Genomic DNA, 15,091 nt, shown 5'->3' on the forward strand with positions numbered 1-15,091 from the left:
CGGGGCTGCTCAGTTTTCCACCTGCGCCTGCACGTCGTGAATGGAGCGGAGCAATTCGTGCAAGGTGGGCCCAAACTGCCGCAACTCGGCGAGATGGATGGCGGACAAGCGTTCAATGACCTTCTCGCCTTCACGGGTAAGATGCAGTTCCACTTGGCGCCGGTCATGCGAGGAGGGTTCGCGCCGCAAAAGGCGCCGTCGCACCAGCCGGTCGACCAGCCCCACAGCGCTGTGATGCCGAAGCTGCAGACGCTCCGCCAGTTCCGCAATGGAAGCGAAGTCGCGACCCGGCACGCCCTTGATCGCCAGCAACGCTTGATGCTGCTGCGCGGTGAGCCCGGCTTTGCGCGCGGCATCGCGGCTGAAGTTCATGAACTGTCGCAACGTGTGACGAATCGCGGCCAGCGATTCGTAGTGGGTCTTGGTGAGGCGGAGCGACGACACGGCAAGGATTAGAATTGCATTGTATCGCACTACGATGCAATCTTGAAACCTCTATTTTATGGATCAGCCTGCCTCCGCGACCGCACCCATCCACTCCTCCGGCCACGTCAGCCGCGGCCTCCTCTCGGACTTCACCACCGACCGACGCGTGTTGTTATTGAGCGCCCTCGCGGTGCCGATCGGCTGCATCGCCGCGCTCGTCGCGAAAGCGCTGATTTGGTTGATCGCGGTGATCACGAACGCCGCGTTTTTCCTGAAATTCTCCACTGCGACGAGCACGCTGGCGGGCCACCACTTCGGCTGGTGGGGCGTGGTAGTCCCGGTTATCGGCGGACTCATCGTCGGTCTGATCGCGCGCTACGGCACCGACAAGATCCGCGGGCACGGCATCCCCGAGGCGTTGGAAGCGATTCTGCTGGGGCGCAGCTTGATGAATCCGAAGGTCGCGGTGCTGAAACCGATCTCGTCGGCCATCTGCATCGGCACCGGCGGACCGTTTGGCGCGGAGGGCCCGATCATTGTCACGGGCGGCGCGTTCGGCTCGCTCTTCGCGCAACTTTTTCACCTGACCTCCGCGGAACGCAAAACCCTGCTCGTCGCGGGCGCCGCGGCCGGCATGGCGGCGATTTTTGCCACGCCGATCGCGGCCGTGTTGCTGGCGGTCGAGCTCCTGTTGTTTGAGTGGAAACCACGCAGCTTCATTCCGGTGACCGTCGCCGCCATCGTGGCCTCCGCGATGCGCGTGCCGCTCCTCGGCGACCCGCCGATCTTCGCCGTGACGCCGCATGCGCTCCTCGATCCCAAGATGCTGGCGATCGCGGTGCTGATCGGCGTTTGCATCGGCTTTGCCTCGGGTCTGCTGACGATGCTCGTGTATGCGTGCGAAGACGGTTTCGCGAAACTCTCGATCCACTGGATGTGGTGGCCGGCCATCGGCGGAATTTTCGTCGGCCTCGGCGGGTTGATTGATTCGCGGGTGCTGGGCGTGGGCTACGGCACCATTCACAGTTTGATGCGGGGCGAGGTGATCGGCGCGGCGCTTGTGGGGCTCATTCTCGCGAAGGGCATCGTGTGGGCCATCGCGTTGGGCTCGGGCACGTCCGGCGGCATTCTGGCGCCTTTGCTCATGATCGGCGGAGCGATCGGCGCATTCCTGGGCAGCATCGTAGGCGCGGGCGACATCGGCTTGTGGGCGATGATCGGCATGGCGGCGATGATGGGCGGCACGATGGGCGCGCCCTTGACCGGCACGATCTTCGTCCTGGAACTGACTTACGATCTTACCACCCTGCCCGCCTTGCTCGTCGCGACCGTGGCGTCGTTGTGCGTCACAGTCCTTTTGCTGCGTCGCTCGGTGCTGACGGAAAAACTCGCGCGCCGCGGTCAGCACATCACGCGCGAATACACGGTGGATGTTTTCACGCTCATGCGGGTCGGCGAAGTGATGGATCGGAAACCGCCGGTGGTGAACGCCGACACGACCGTCGCGCAACTCTCCCAACTGATCGCCCAACCAAGCTCTCCCATCGGCCACCGGCAGGCGACGCTGATCGAACACGATGGCGCGCTGGCGGGCATCGTGACGCGCGGCGATTTGCTGCGCGCGCAACAGGCCGACAAGTCGGGCGCGATGACGGTGTTGCGCGCCGGCACGTCGGATCCGGTGACCGTTTTCGCCGATCAAACGCTCGACGACGCCATGGAAAAGATGCTGCAGCGCGGCGTGGGCCGCCTGCCGGTCGTGGACCGAGATAATCCCGGCAAAATCGTCGGCTATCTCGGGCGCGCCGAAATTCTCGCCTCGCGCATGCGCCAGCACGAAGAAGAGCAGCGCCGTGAACGCGGCCTCTCGTTTTCGCGGCATTCGCGGTAAGCACGCCGGCCGGCGGTGAGCACGCGCTCCCGCCCCGCTTCAGCTGCGCGTGCGGCGCATGGGTTGACGCGCGCTGGACGCGGCGGACGGCGTTTGCTCGCACGGCAGCGGCGTCGGCGGACGCGCGCTAATTTGTCGGCGGGATTTTTCGGACCTTGATGCAAGTCATGGTTTGCGCAGGCCGTCCGGGAGTAGCCTTCGAGGCGAACCTCGCCCCGCAACCATGACCACGGCCACCGCATTTCCACGTTCATCCAATCGCATCTTTAACACGCTCAACGTCCCCTCGGCGCATCTGGTGGCCAAACGCGATGGCTCCACGGTGGCGTGGGATACGGGCAAGGTCGCGCGGGCGATTGCGCTGGCGTTTTACGACGTGGCCCACGGTGGCGCGACCAATCCTCATCGCGACGAAGTCGGCGCGCGCTACGGTCTGGATGTGGCGACGTTTGGCCGGGCGCACACGATCGCCGGCCGCGTCGAACACATGGCCGAGCTGTTTTATCGCGCCGGCCGCCGGCCGAGCATCGAGCAAATCCAGGATCTGGTGGAGAAGGCCATCGCCGCGGAAGGCGAATGGGAGGTCGCGCGCAGCTACATCGTTTACCGCGAACGCCAGCGTCAGCACCGGCTCAAGGCGCACGGCGAAAACGGCCTGAGCGACTATATCGCGATGGCCAAATACGCGCGCTATCGGCCCGACCTCGGCCGGCGAGAGATTTTTCCCGAGGCCGTCGCGCGCGTGGCGGAGATGCACCGGAATTTTTTCGCCGGCCGCATCGACGAACCCGTCATCGCACGAATGGAAAATCTGCCCGCCGAAGACGCGGCCCGGCTCGCCGAATGGCTGACCAACGGTTCGCTGGGCGCGGCCATCGGCCACGCGTTTGCGGCCGTGGCGGAAAAGCGCGTGCTGCCGTCCATGCGCTCGCTGCAATTCGGCGGCGCCGCGGTGCTCGATAACCACGCGCGGCTGTTCAACTGCTCGTTCAGCCTGGTGGATCGCGTGGAGTTTTTCCGCGAGTATTTCTTTTTGCTGCTCGCCGGCACGGGCTGCGGCTTTTCGGTGCAGCGCCATCACGTGGATCTGCTGCCCGCCCTGCCGGTGCGCGGCGAAGAAATGGAGCTCACCGTCCGGCACCACGACGTGGGCGACACCATCGAGGGCTGGGCCGACGCGTTGCACGAGCTCTTCCGCAGTCATCTCGACGGCTACAAAGCGGAATTCAACTACGCGCAAATCCGGCCGCGCGGCGCACCGCTCGTCACGGCGGGCGGCAAGGCGCCCGGACACCTGCCGTTGAAGAACGCCCTCAACCGCGTCGATGCGATCCTGACGGCCGCCGCGGGGCGCAAGCTGCGCCCGATCGAGGTTTACGACATCTGCATGTTTGTCGCGCGAGCGGTGCTCAGCGGCGGCATCCGGCGTTCGGCGACAATCTGCCTCTTCTCGCCCGACGATGAGGAAATGATGACGGCGAAGACGGGAAACTGGTTCGAACACAATCCGCAGCGGTCGGCCTCGAACAACTCCGCGGTGGTGCCGCGCAAGAGCGAGGACGCGACGCAGTTTCGCCGGTTGTTCAACGCGCAAAAGGAATTCGGCGAGCCGGGCTTCTATTTCTCCGACCATCCCGATCACGGCTGCAACCCGTGCTGCGAAATCGGTCTGCACCCGGTGATCGAAGGACCACTCGGCGAGACGGACGCCGCGGATATGCGCCGGCTCGGCTACACGGGGCCGGTGGACGGTTCGGTGCGGCTCAGCGGCTGGCAGATGTGCAATCTCAGCACGATCAACGGCGCGGCGCTGCGGTCGGCGGATGACTTTTATGTCGCGTGCATTCACGCCGCCGTGATCGGCACGCTGCAGGCGGCTTACACCGACATGCCCTACCTCGGGCCGGTCACGCGCTGGCTCAACGAACACGACGCGCTCCTCGGCGTGTCGATCTGCGGGTTCATGGATAATCCCGAAATCCTGTTTGATCCGGCGGTGTTGGAGCGCGGCGCATCGCTCTGCCGCGCGGCTAATGCCGCCGTCGCCGCCACGCTCGGAATCAAACCTGCGGCGCGGGTGACCTGCGTGAAACCCGAAGGCACTGCGTCGCTCCTGCTGGGCGCTGCGTCGGGCATCCATCCGCACCATGCGCGGCACTATTTCCGCCGCGTGCAGGCCAATCGCCACGACTCGATCTTCCGGCACTTCAAGGCCGCCAACCCCCATCTCACCGAGCGGTCGGTCTACCGGCCCGACACGGATGACGTGCTGACGTTCGCGGTCGAAGCGCCCGAGCACGCGATCCTGCGCGAGGAGGTCGACGCGGTCGGTTTCCTGCGGTTCGTGGAGCTCGTGCAACGCCACTGGGTGCGCGCCGGCGGCGCCCCGGTCACGCGTTCGCCCGGTCTGCATCACAACGTTTCCAACACCTGCACCGTGAAGCCGGATGAGTGGGAAGACGTGGCGGACTTCATCTGGGAGCACCGCGAGAGTTTCACCGGCGTGGCGCTTCTCGCCGAAGACGGCGACAAACGCTACGCCCAGGCGCCGCGCGAAGCGGTGGCGACAGAGGAGGACATTTTGAAATGGAACCGGTTGAGTTATCGGCCGGTGGATTATACGACGCTGCGCGAGCACACCGACGAAACCGCGCTCAAGGAAACCGCCGCGTGCGCGGGCGGCGCTTGTGAACTCACGTGAGGCGCGCGGCGCGTCGTGGCCGCCCGGCGGCGCTCAACGTCGGCCGGGCGCCGGCGGAGATCATGCGCCTGCCCCGCGGCGACTGGCTGCGCAGCGCTTTGACGAAACGCCGGTGAGTGGTCGGCGTGCGCCGGGTGGCGCGGATCACGCGCGGGCGTTCGCGGGCCAGGGATCGCCGATCCGGTGCAACCACTCCTGCGTCGCGCGATCAAGCTCCGCCGCGAGCGCCGGTTCCTTTTCGGCGAGGTTGTGGAGTTGGTAACGGTCGTTCTCGTTGTCGAACAACCGCACGCGCGCTTCACCGTTTGCTCCCAGGCCGGTGACATAGGTGTGCCGATGCGTGCGCACGCCGCGATGTCCGCCGTCGGTCGAATCGAGATAAAAGGCGGAGTCCGGCCGCTTCGGGCCGGGGCGGCCGAGCAGCAGATCGGCGTAATCCGTGCCTTGGACCTGGCGGGGAATCTGTGTGCGTTGGCCCATCAGCCCGAGGAGCGTGGGCATCAGATCGGGCGTGCCGAACAAGAGATCGTCGGTGCGGCCGGCGGCGAGGCGGCCGGGCCAGCGGATGATCAACGGAATGCTGAACGCCTCCTCGTAGGGGTAGGGTTTACTCATCAAGCCCTGGCTGCCCATCATGTCGCCGTGGTCGCTGGTGAAGACGACGATGGTGTCGTCGGCGAGATTGAGGCGGTCGAGCGTGGCGAGCACGCGGCCGAATTGTTCGTCTACGCCGGTGACGGCGGCGAAGTAGTCGAGCACGGCGTCGCGGGCGTTGGCGCCGATGCCTTCGAGGCGCACGTTTTTCCGCTGGAGCAAGTCGCGCCACGAGTGGCCTTGGTAACGTTCGCGCAGACGGGCCGGCACTTTGGCGTAGGGAGGATGCGGCGGATTGAGCGACATCCAAAGGGCGAAGGGCTTGGCGGGATCGCGCATCGCACCGCCGGCGTTTTCGAGATAGCGAATGCCGAGGTCGGTCTCGTGCTCGGGCGACCATTCGTTCACGTAGTGATAGCCGTCGCGCGGGGCGTTGTTGTCCCAATAACGCGGGCGAAGGTGATCATCGTAGGCGTTGTAGCCATACCAGTAGTCGATGTGATGACGATCCGCCTTGGGCGTGAACTCATCCCATTTCACGTCGTCCTCGCGGATGTCCTGCGGGATATACGGCGCGTGCGGGTGCGTGAGGTGCCATTTGCCGATGTAGCCGATGTGGTAGCCGGCGCGATGCAGCACATCCGTCACGCAGTCTTCGTCCCGATGGAGATAGACGGTGGGGCGGGTGGAGTTGCAGTTGTTGGTGATGCCTGTGGCGCATGGAAACCGGCCGGTCATCATCATGCCGCGCCACGGCGAGCAGACGGGAAACGTCGAGGTGGCGCGCGGCAGATAGAGGCCTTCGCGCGAGAAGCGATCGATGTGGGGCGTCAGCGCGGGATCTTCGCCGACGAACCCCATCGCCTGCCGGCGCATCTGATCGGGGAAGAAGAAAAGGAGGTTAGGCGCGCGGGCGGTGGAGGCGGCCGGAGTGGCGGAGGTCGACGGTGCCGACCGAACCCGCGGGAGAAGTGTGCTGGCGGCGAGGAGCGAGGTGCCGGCGAGCCATTCGCGGCGGCTGAGTCTGGTTTTCATGAGATCGAGGGGACGACGGTTGCGAGTTTCAAAGCGGCGGCGTGTAATGCGCCGGGCCGCCCAATTTGAGCCAATGGCGGTTGGCCATGCGGGTGCCGACAAGTGAGAGGGAAGAAAGCACGATCAGCACGATGAAGACAAAACGATAGGGTCCGAGAATCACCGCGCCGACCCAGGGCACGTGCAAGGTATGACTGAATCCATGCAAGGCGTCGAACAGCCAGCCCGTCGCCGGACCAATGACAGCGGCGATGACGAGTGACTGGATCATCGCATTGGCGGAACTGAGCTGGCCCATGCGCAGCGGATGAAAGATGCGTTGCGCGAGCATGCTCTGACTGAGCATCAACATCGGAAAAAACGAACCCGTGCAGAGCGTGGAAATCAGAAATGAGGTGGGACCGGTGACGAAAAAGAACGAACCCGCGAGCGCGGCGATATAGCCGATGAGGCAGAGCGACATGGTGCGCAGCGGCCCCCATCGATCGAGCGCCCAGCCGAGAGGAAACGCCAGCGGGATCCAGACAAACGACGCCCAGGAACTGAGCTTGCCCACCTGGTCGAGCGGCATGGCCAGCTCCTGCTCGGGAAAAAAGACGAGAAACGCCTGCACCACGAGCGCGGCGTAAATCATCATGCGCGCGAGATACGTCCACCAATAGACCGGCGCGCTGTAGGATTCGGTGACAAAGATTTTCGCGGCGCGCACGAAGCCGCCTGATCCGCCCGCGGCCTTTTCGCGGGGAGTCTCCGCCGGCGGATACTCGCCCTCGCGCACGAAGCAGCACATGAGCAGGAAGCCGACGCCCGACGCGATGGCCGTGCCGACGAAAATCTCCTTCGTGTGCGTATTCGCCATGCCGAGCAGCCAGTAGTTGAGGACGAACGTCGCCAGCGAACCGAAGATCCGAAACAGCGAAAGGAAGCGCCCGAGAAATTGCTCCGGCACGACGTCGCGAAACAAATAGAAATAGATCGACGCCACGACCATGTGGAACCCCTGGAAAAGCACCGCGAGAACGCCGTAGGTGAGGACGACGGGCGACGTGAGCGGCAGGGAAACCCACAGCGAACGCACGGCCGGCCAGCGCAGCAGCCAGGCGGTGATCTCGGGCGCATACGGCGTGAGGCCGAGGAACAGAGCAATGAACGGCGACGCCCAGAAGAGATACGGAATCCGCCGGCCCCAGCGGCTCCGTTTGCGATCGGAACGATAACTGACGACCGGGGTGATGATCAGGTTGAAGAGAGCGGCGATCGAAGCGACGATGATCGCGATTTCCTTGTCCGAAGCGCCGTGGCCCTTGAGCACGACCGGCAGAATCCGCGGCTCGAGTTGATCCATCAGCATGAACACGACGTCGCCCAGCAGCAGCCAGAAGAAGAGCATGCCCAGCCCCAGCTTGGTGTAGGTGAGCGTGCCCACACGGTAAACCGGCCGGTCCGCCGGAGCGGCGAGAGGGGCGGTCGGGGTGAGCGGAAGCATGGCGGGTCAGGCGCGGACCGCGGATCACGCCGCGCCGGCAACCAGCGGAAAATCGTCGTGGGTGCGCTGCGCCCACGCCGCCAACAGCGCGCGGTGGCGGCGGATTTCGCCGGCGAGCGCGGGCTCGTGAACGAGGTTGCGCGATTCGCGCGGATCGAGACCGAGATCAAAGAACTGCTCGCGATGCGCGCCTTCGGAATAGGCGATGTATTTGTAACGGTCCGTGCGCGCCATGCGGCCCATGATGCCGGACGACTCATCGTTTTTCTGCAGGTGAAATTCCGTCTCCGCGATGAGGTGATCGCGCCACGGCGTGTTGAGCGTGCGCGCGCTTTCAACGAGCGGACGCAGGCTGCGGCCCGGACAAACCTCGGGCTGCGCGGCGCCGGTGTAGTCACAGAGCGTCGGCAGGAAATCCAGGCCCAGCGAGACGAGGTGCTCGTTGTCCGCCCGGCCGCGACCGGAGATTCCCGGGCCGGCCATGATCAAGGGCACGCGGACCGATTCTTCGTAGAGCACGCTCTTTTGATTCCAAAGATGCGAGGCGCCGCCATCGCCGTGATCGCTCGAAAAAATCACCACCGTATCGCGTTCGCGCCCGGCGGCGGCGAGTGACTCGAGCAGGCGGCCGACGAGCGCGTCCGACTTTTCGACGAGGCGATGGTAGGCCCAGATATAGCGCCGCCATTGGTCGTCGCCCCAGCCGGCCGTGGGATAGACGCGCGGCGTGAGTTGCTTGATGCGCGCGAGCGCCGCGGGTTCGTCGGGCAACAACGCGTGATTCGGTGGCAACGGCGGACAGAGCGCGGGGGACGGCGCGGGCGGCAGATCGCCGTTGGGCAGCGGCTGGTCGCGGGCGTATTCGCAGGCGTCATGCGGATTGATGAGCGCGGCGACGAGAAAGAGCGGATTCTTCCGGCGCTGGCGCAGGATCGCGTCGCACGGCTGCAGCACCAGATCGTCACGGCCTTCGTTGGTGATGCCGCGCATGTCCGCGAACCCATGCAACGCGACATCGTCCGGCTGGATCGGCACATGCCATTTGCCGACGTAGGCGGTGTCGTAACCGGCGGAGGCGGCGAGGCGGCCGATGGTGGGCGTGCCGGCCGGCAGGAGCGGCTCACGGTTGTTGACGCGGATACCAAAGCGACGTGGCGCCTGGCCGGTCATCAGGCAGGTGCGCGACGGCAGACAAAGCGGTTGAAAGGCATACGCGCGCTCGAATCTCACGCCGCGCGCCGCGAGGCTGTCCATCGCCGGCGTGCGCAGCCCGAGGGCGCCCGCGCAACTGAGCGCATCAGCTTGTTGCTGGTCGGTGAAGATGAAGAAAACGTTGGGTCGGTCGCGCCGTGCTTCAGGGGAAACGAGCGCGGGCCCGCCACGCAAACGCGGACCGAGGGCGGCCGCGCCGGCGGCGAAAGCGGAGGTCTGGAGAAAGTGGCGGCGGTTCATCGGGATGACGGGGGTTCAGGGTTGGACGGCCAGAGCGACTTCGACGGGCTGGCCGTCGCGGCAGGTGAGTTCCAGCGTCGTTTGTCCCGCTTCCACGGCCACGACCGCGACGCGGGCGTCGGGCTGAGCAAGTCGATAGTCTCCGACCACGGTCACGCGCACACGGGATGGCGCGCTGGCGGCGCGAAACCATTTGCGCGAGTAAATGCTGACTTCGCGTTGGCGGCCCGCGGCATCATACTGATCGGCCTCCGTGCCGGCGTAGAGATGAAGATCGGGGTCGCACACGCTGAGCGTGGCCGTCGCTTGATCGATGTGCAGCATGACGATGGCCGGCGTATCCACCGCGGCGATGGGGAGGCCGGTGTGGTTGATCGGTTCAAAGCAGGCCGCGGCGAGAATGCCGGTCGCGCGGTCGCGCACGATGTGCGCATCGTGGTCGCGGCGCAAAATGGTGAACGGAGCCGTGTCGGGCTGGCGAAGCGCGGCGGTGAAGGCCGAGCGGCGTTGCTCGGAGGGTTGCACGAGGATAGCGTAGGCGTAGCCGGCGCTTTTCGGCGCACTGCCGTGGTCAAGCCACGCGAGGGCGAAGTCGCCGGTCGTGTCGCGCTTGTCGTTTTGGCTGCGTGAGGATTGCGGGCCGGTGGTGACACGCAGGGTCGAACCGGGGAACACGTAGTAAACATTGCCAATCGTGTCCGCGACGGAGACAGCGGCGGGGTCGCGGCGGTCGGGTGAAAGAGCGGCGGCGCCGGAGGGGACATGTTGTTGAAACAACGTCGTGCGGGTTTCGTGCGCGGTGTCGGCATCGGTGATATCGGAGCCGAGCAGCACCACGCGATCGTCGAAGAAGAAGACGGATTTGCGCGCGCGGAACGAGCCGTCGTATTTGGCGTGTTCGTGCAGCTTCATCGCGAAGACACCGTTGCGGCCGCCGAGATTGCTGCCGCCGGCAAACGCCTCGTCGCTGATGAGCATCTCCTCGAAACCGCTGTAGATATCGACGTTGTTCACGCGGTCGCGGAGCAGGTCGATCGGGAGGTGAATCGCGGTCGTGCCCGGCCAGCAATTCCAGTCCCAGCCGGCCTCGGCAAAGCCGCTGTCGAAGAGGTTGATGGGATCGCCGGCGGCGAGGATTTCCACGTGGCCGTAGGCGTTGTAGCGACCGAAGGTGTTCGCGCCGGGATAGACTTCGGAGCCCCAGAGGTAGCGACTGAAGCCGCGGGCGGTGACGAGCCAGTTGGCGCGACGATGGGCGACCGTGGTGGCATAGCTCAGCGTGAGGTTGCCGGTGGGCGGCGCCTCGGGCGCGATCGGCGCGCGGAGGGCTGGCGTGAAATCGTCCTCCGGGGCATCGGCGCTCGGCACGGCGCGGCGATAGAGTGCCACGGCGGCGGAGAGTTTCGGTTTGCCGTGCGCGGATTTGGCGTCGGCGTCGGCCAGACGGCGCCAGACTTCGGCGACCTCGCGATCGAGTGATGCACGGCCGTCGGGCGTGCCCGAGAGGGCGAGAAAAAGATACGGCTCGGGACTGAGGCTGAACTCCGCATTCGGGTGGCGCCCGGAGAGACTGAGCGGCCATTGGAGAACGTTGCACTGGAAACGCAGATTGAGCATCGCGCGCCGCAGGCTCGCATGGCCGGCCTCCGGCACGCGCAGCGGCGTGTTGGCGAGCAGCCAGAGCGCCTCGGTCGCGCCGCGAATCCCGCCTTCCGCATAAGCCGGATAGTGGTTGCCGTGGTGGAGGATGCTGCCGTCGGCCTTGATGCCGCCGTTGAGACCCTGACTCGGCTCCAACGCGCGACCGAGCCAGTGCGAGGTGGCGGTGAGCGCGCGGACGCGACGAGTGTCGTCGGGCATCAGGAGTTGCGCGGCGATCTGACCGAGGAGCGTCGTGTTGAGCGTGTCGATACTGATACCGTTGACCTCGTCCAGGGGAACGTAGGCTTTGCCCACGCCGCTGAACCACGCCATCATGCGTTGGACTTCCTCCAGCCGTCCGCTGTCGCGCAGCGCGTCGCGCATCAGGAAAAATGCCGCATAGAAGTGGCGGGTGCTGTAGCCGAGATGATGAAGGGTCCCCATGCCGCTGCCGTCGGCCCAGCCTTGGTCGAGCAGGTGATCGGTCAGGTCGAAAAACATGCGACGCAACTCCGCGGACTGCGTTTCGTCCGTTGTGCCGCGACTGGCCTGTGCCACGCCGAAAAGCAGTGTGGCGTAGCTTTGCAGCCCGTCCTTCGCGCCGGCCTCGGCCAATTCGACGGAGCCCGCCGGATAGGCGACTTTCTCGTGCGGATACGCGATGGGCCGCCCGCGGATGCCGGCGGGCGTGCGGCGGATTTTCCACGTCGCAAAACGTTTTTGGAGGTTCGCCAGCAAGGCCGGGGTGGTCGGCGGGACGGCACCGAGGAGCTCCGTGTAGCGTTGGGTGACAGTGGCCACGGCGGCGCTCGCCGCGGGCGTCACCGCCCCGTCGGGCAACGGCGCGCGATCAAAGCGCCAGAGACCAAGCCAGTGGTCGTTGGCGTCGGTCGGCAGGCAGGTGCCAACGAACGGAACCTGCCGGTCGCGCGTGGCATGACGGGCGTCGATCGGCTGGGAAAACACGAGGGAGTCGATGAACACGGTGCCGCTTCCACCGCTTTCCGGTGCGACGATGCGCAACGTATCCATGTCCGTCCGCGGCTTCCCCTGCATGTCGCGCTCGTAGGCCACCCAGCAGGTGCGCCAGCCGGTGAAGTCCAGGCCGAAGTCGAACCAGCAGTCGCGCTCGCCGCCGCGACCGAAGGCGAACCGCAATTTCCCGTCCGGGCGCCGCACGGGGTTGTAGATCCAGACGACGAAGGTGCTCAGCGCGTTGGAGGTCGCGTCGGGCGTCAGGGCCTTGAACGCAATCGGGTGATGAAACGTCAGGACGCCGCCCGGCTGCCAGTCCCAGCGCAGGCTTTGCGCGCCATATTTGGCATGCTCCGTCGATGGCGCCGCCGTCGAGTGCGCGTCGGCCGCGACCGCCGCGGGCAGCGCGGATTCTTCGAAGGAAAGCACGCCAGCGGAGGCGGGGGACGCGGCACGTAACAGGGCCGGCGTCAGCAGCAGGAGAACGCCAAGGGCCGCGTGGCGGGCATGCGTGGAAACGGGGCGGGGTCGCATGAAAGCAACAGGCTCCCATTCGTCCGCCGCCTCAATGACCAAGCGACTAACGCCGTTCAGTAGCCGCCGCTGGGATGGCGTATCGGCCAGACCGCGGAGCGCTTGACGGTGCCGAAGGAAGATCAACCGGCCCTGCGCCCGCGTCGAACTGCGAGCGAACGGTTGAATCGAATATGGCAAAACATGTCGTTTCTTGACATATTCGATTTACGCGGGCACACGTCGCTCATGTCTGATTCCCCAACCTCGAACTCTGCGCCCGCCCTGCTGATCCTTGCCGCGGGCATGGGCAGTCGCTACGGCGGACTGAAGCAGATCGATCCCGTCGGGCCGGGCGGTGAGGCGGTGCTGGACTATTCGGTTTACGACGCACTCGCGGCCGGATTTGGAAAACTCGTTTTCGTGATCCGCCGCGATTTCGAGTCGGCGTTTCGGGAAAAAGTGGGCCGGCGGTTCGAGGCGCGCGCTGACGTCCGCTACGTTTTTCAAGAGCGCGATGCCCTGCCCGGCGACCACGCGGTGGCGGCGGAACGGGAAAAACCGTGGGGGACCGGCCATGCGGTGTGGTGCGCGCGGGCGGAACTCACGGAACCGTTTGCGGTGATCAATGCCGATGATTTTTACGGCGCCGATTCGTTCCGCCAACTGGGCCGGTTTCTCGCCGCGACCAACCCGGCCGGCCAGCCCGCCCATTGCTGCATGATCGGCTTCAGGCTCGCGAAGACGTTGTCGGAGTTCGGCGCGGTTTCACGCGGCATTTGCACGGTCGATGCCGACCATCACCTCACGGCGGTGAACGAGGCCACGGGCATCGAGCGCGCGCACGTAGCGGGCCACGGTGGCGCCGGGACACCACTCTTCACGGGTGACGAAATCGTCTCGATGAATTGCTGGGGTTTCACACCGGGCGTCCTCGCCTCGGTGGAGCGGCAATTGAGCGCGTTTCTCGCGGCCCACGGGCGGGAGTTGAAATCGGAATTTTATCTGCCGTCCGCGGTGACCGGTTTAATCGACACCGGCGAAGCGGTGGTCACGGTGCTGCCGACGGCGGCCGCTTGGTTTGGCGTGACTTACCGGGAGGATCGCCCACGCGTCGTGGCGGCACTCCAAACCTTGATCGAAACCGGCGCTTATCCCGCAGCGTTGTGGGCTTGAAACCTTTTTCCCATGAGTGCCTCCCCTGCCCGCCCCGCGCCTGATCTCCCGGCTGTCGTCGCCGCCTTTTCCCTCCTGGGCCGGTTCGTCACCGGCGCGCCTTATGGCAGCGGCCACATCAACGACACCTTTGTCATCACGCTGGACCAAGCGGGCCAGCCGGTGCGCTACATCCTCCAACGCATCAACGAGCGCGTCTTTCAAAACGTGCCCGCGTTGATGGAAAACATCGCGCGCGTCACCAGCCACCTCGCGCGCTCCGCCTCCGGCGGCGGCCCGGTCGACTCGCGACACGCGTTGACTCTCGTGCCCGCGCGCGACGGCGCCGCCTGGCATCGCGACGCGGCGGGCGGTTGCTGGCGGTGCTACCTCTTCATCGAAAACGCGCGCACCTATGATCTCGTCGAAAACCCGCAGCAGGCGTGCGAGGCGGCCCGCGCGTTTGGCGAATTCCAGCGGGCGCTCGTCGACCTGCCCGGTGGACGATTGCACGAGACGATTCCGCATTTTCATCACACGCGCCGGCGCTTCGAGGCGTTGCGCCGCGCTGTCGCGGCCGATGCGCACGGGCGCGCCCGCGAGGTGGCGGCCGAGATCGATTTCGCGTTCGCCCGCGAAAGCCTGACGGACGTTCTGCTCGACTTGCAGGCCCGCGGCGAAATCCCGGAGCGCATCACGCACAACGACACGAAGTTCAACAACGTGATGCTCGACGATGCCTCCGCCCGCGGCGTGTGCGTGATCGATCTCGACACCGTCATGCCGGGCCTCGCGCTGTATGATTTTGGCGACATGGTGCGCTCGGCGACCAATGCCGCCGCCGAAGACGAGCGCGAGGTCGCCAAGGTGGCGATGCGCATGGATATTTTCGAAGGCCTGCTCACCGGCTACGCCGCTTCGGCGGGCGCGTTTCTCAACGCCGCGGAGCGTGCCCACCTCGTCTTCTCCGGCAAGCTGATCACCTTTGAGATCGGGCTGCGGTTCCTCACCGATTTCCTCGAAGGCGACGTTTATTTCAAGACGAAGCGCGCGGGCCACAACCTCGACCGCTGCCGCACGCAGTTCGCACTCGTCCGCAGCATCGAACAGCAGGAACCGGCGATGCAGGCGCTGGCGGAACGCATTTTCCATCGCGCCGCGCCGGAGGTTGCCAACCCGTGAACGTCCGCGACGCACGGCGGGGGGGGGGAAACCCTGCTCG

Annotated in this window: 9 protein-coding genes; 4 read left to right on the forward strand and 5 right to left on the reverse strand. The window is 65.7% G+C overall.

From position 1 onward, the window contains the following. Positions 1–9: 9 nt before the first annotated feature. Positions 10–444 carry a MarR family transcriptional regulator gene (locus tag K0B96_RS16440; protein ID WP_220161994.1) on the reverse strand — a complete coding sequence of 145 codons (435 nt, stop codon included), beginning with the start codon at positions 442–444 and terminating at the stop codon, positions 10–12. A gap of 58 nt (positions 445–502) precedes the next feature. Here K0B96_RS16440 and K0B96_RS16445 point away from each other — a divergent pair, with 58 nt between their 5' ends. Together K0B96_RS16445 and K0B96_RS16450 are read left to right on the forward strand one after the other, a co-directional pair. Next, positions 503–2,317: a chloride channel protein gene (locus K0B96_RS16445; RefSeq protein WP_220162003.1), complete on the forward strand. Its 1,815-nt coding sequence runs from the start codon at positions 503–505 to the stop codon at positions 2,315–2,317. 223 nt (positions 2,318–2,540) lie between these two features. Continuing rightward, the gene (locus K0B96_RS16450) at positions 2,541–5,018 is read left to right on the forward strand and encodes an ATP cone domain-containing protein (protein ID WP_220162005.1); all 2,478 of its coding nucleotides are present in this window, start codon (positions 2,541–2,543) and stop codon (positions 5,016–5,018) included. A 144-nt stretch (positions 5,019–5,162) separates the two neighbouring features. On the opposite strand, the gene K0B96_RS16455 is transcribed toward K0B96_RS16450, so the two are convergent. The 4 genes from K0B96_RS16455 to K0B96_RS16470 are packed head-to-tail and all read right to left on the reverse strand — an operon-like array spanning position 5,163 to position 12,735. Next, the gene (locus K0B96_RS16455) at positions 5,163–6,647 is read right to left on the reverse strand and encodes a sulfatase family protein (RefSeq protein ID WP_220162006.1); all 1,485 of its coding nucleotides are present in this window, start codon (positions 6,645–6,647) and stop codon (positions 5,163–5,165) included. 28 nt (positions 6,648–6,675) lie between these two features. After that, positions 6,676–8,133: an MFS transporter gene (locus K0B96_RS16460; protein WP_220162008.1), complete on the reverse strand. Its 1,458-nt coding sequence runs from the start codon at positions 8,131–8,133 to the stop codon at positions 6,676–6,678. Between the two features lie 24 nt (positions 8,134–8,157). Then, a complete protein-coding gene (locus K0B96_RS16465; protein ID WP_220162010.1) occupies positions 8,158–9,585 on the reverse strand; it encodes a sulfatase family protein in 1,428 nt (475 codons plus the stop codon). Positions 9,586–9,600: 15 nt separating this feature from the next. Then, a complete protein-coding gene (locus K0B96_RS16470; protein WP_220162012.1) occupies positions 9,601–12,735 on the reverse strand; it encodes a chondroitinase family polysaccharide lyase in 3,135 nt (1,044 codons plus the stop codon). A 228-nt stretch (positions 12,736–12,963) separates the two neighbouring features. Between K0B96_RS16470 and K0B96_RS16475 the strand changes: the two genes are divergently transcribed. Both K0B96_RS16475 and K0B96_RS16480 read left to right on the forward strand, forming a co-directional pair. Next, on the forward strand, positions 12,964–13,890 hold the full coding sequence (locus K0B96_RS16475; RefSeq protein ID WP_220162013.1) for a nucleotidyltransferase family protein: 927 nt from the start codon (positions 12,964–12,966) through the stop codon (positions 13,888–13,890). A gap of 12 nt (positions 13,891–13,902) precedes the next feature. Further along, positions 13,903–15,051, forward strand: coding sequence for a phosphotransferase enzyme family protein (locus K0B96_RS16480; RefSeq protein WP_220162015.1), 1,149 nt, complete (start codon positions 13,903–13,905; stop codon positions 15,049–15,051). Positions 15,052–15,091 lie beyond the last annotated feature (40 nt).

The organism is Horticoccus luteus (assembly GCF_019464535.1).
GTDB lineage: Bacteria > Verrucomicrobiota > Verrucomicrobiia > Opitutales > Opitutaceae > Horticoccus > Horticoccus luteus.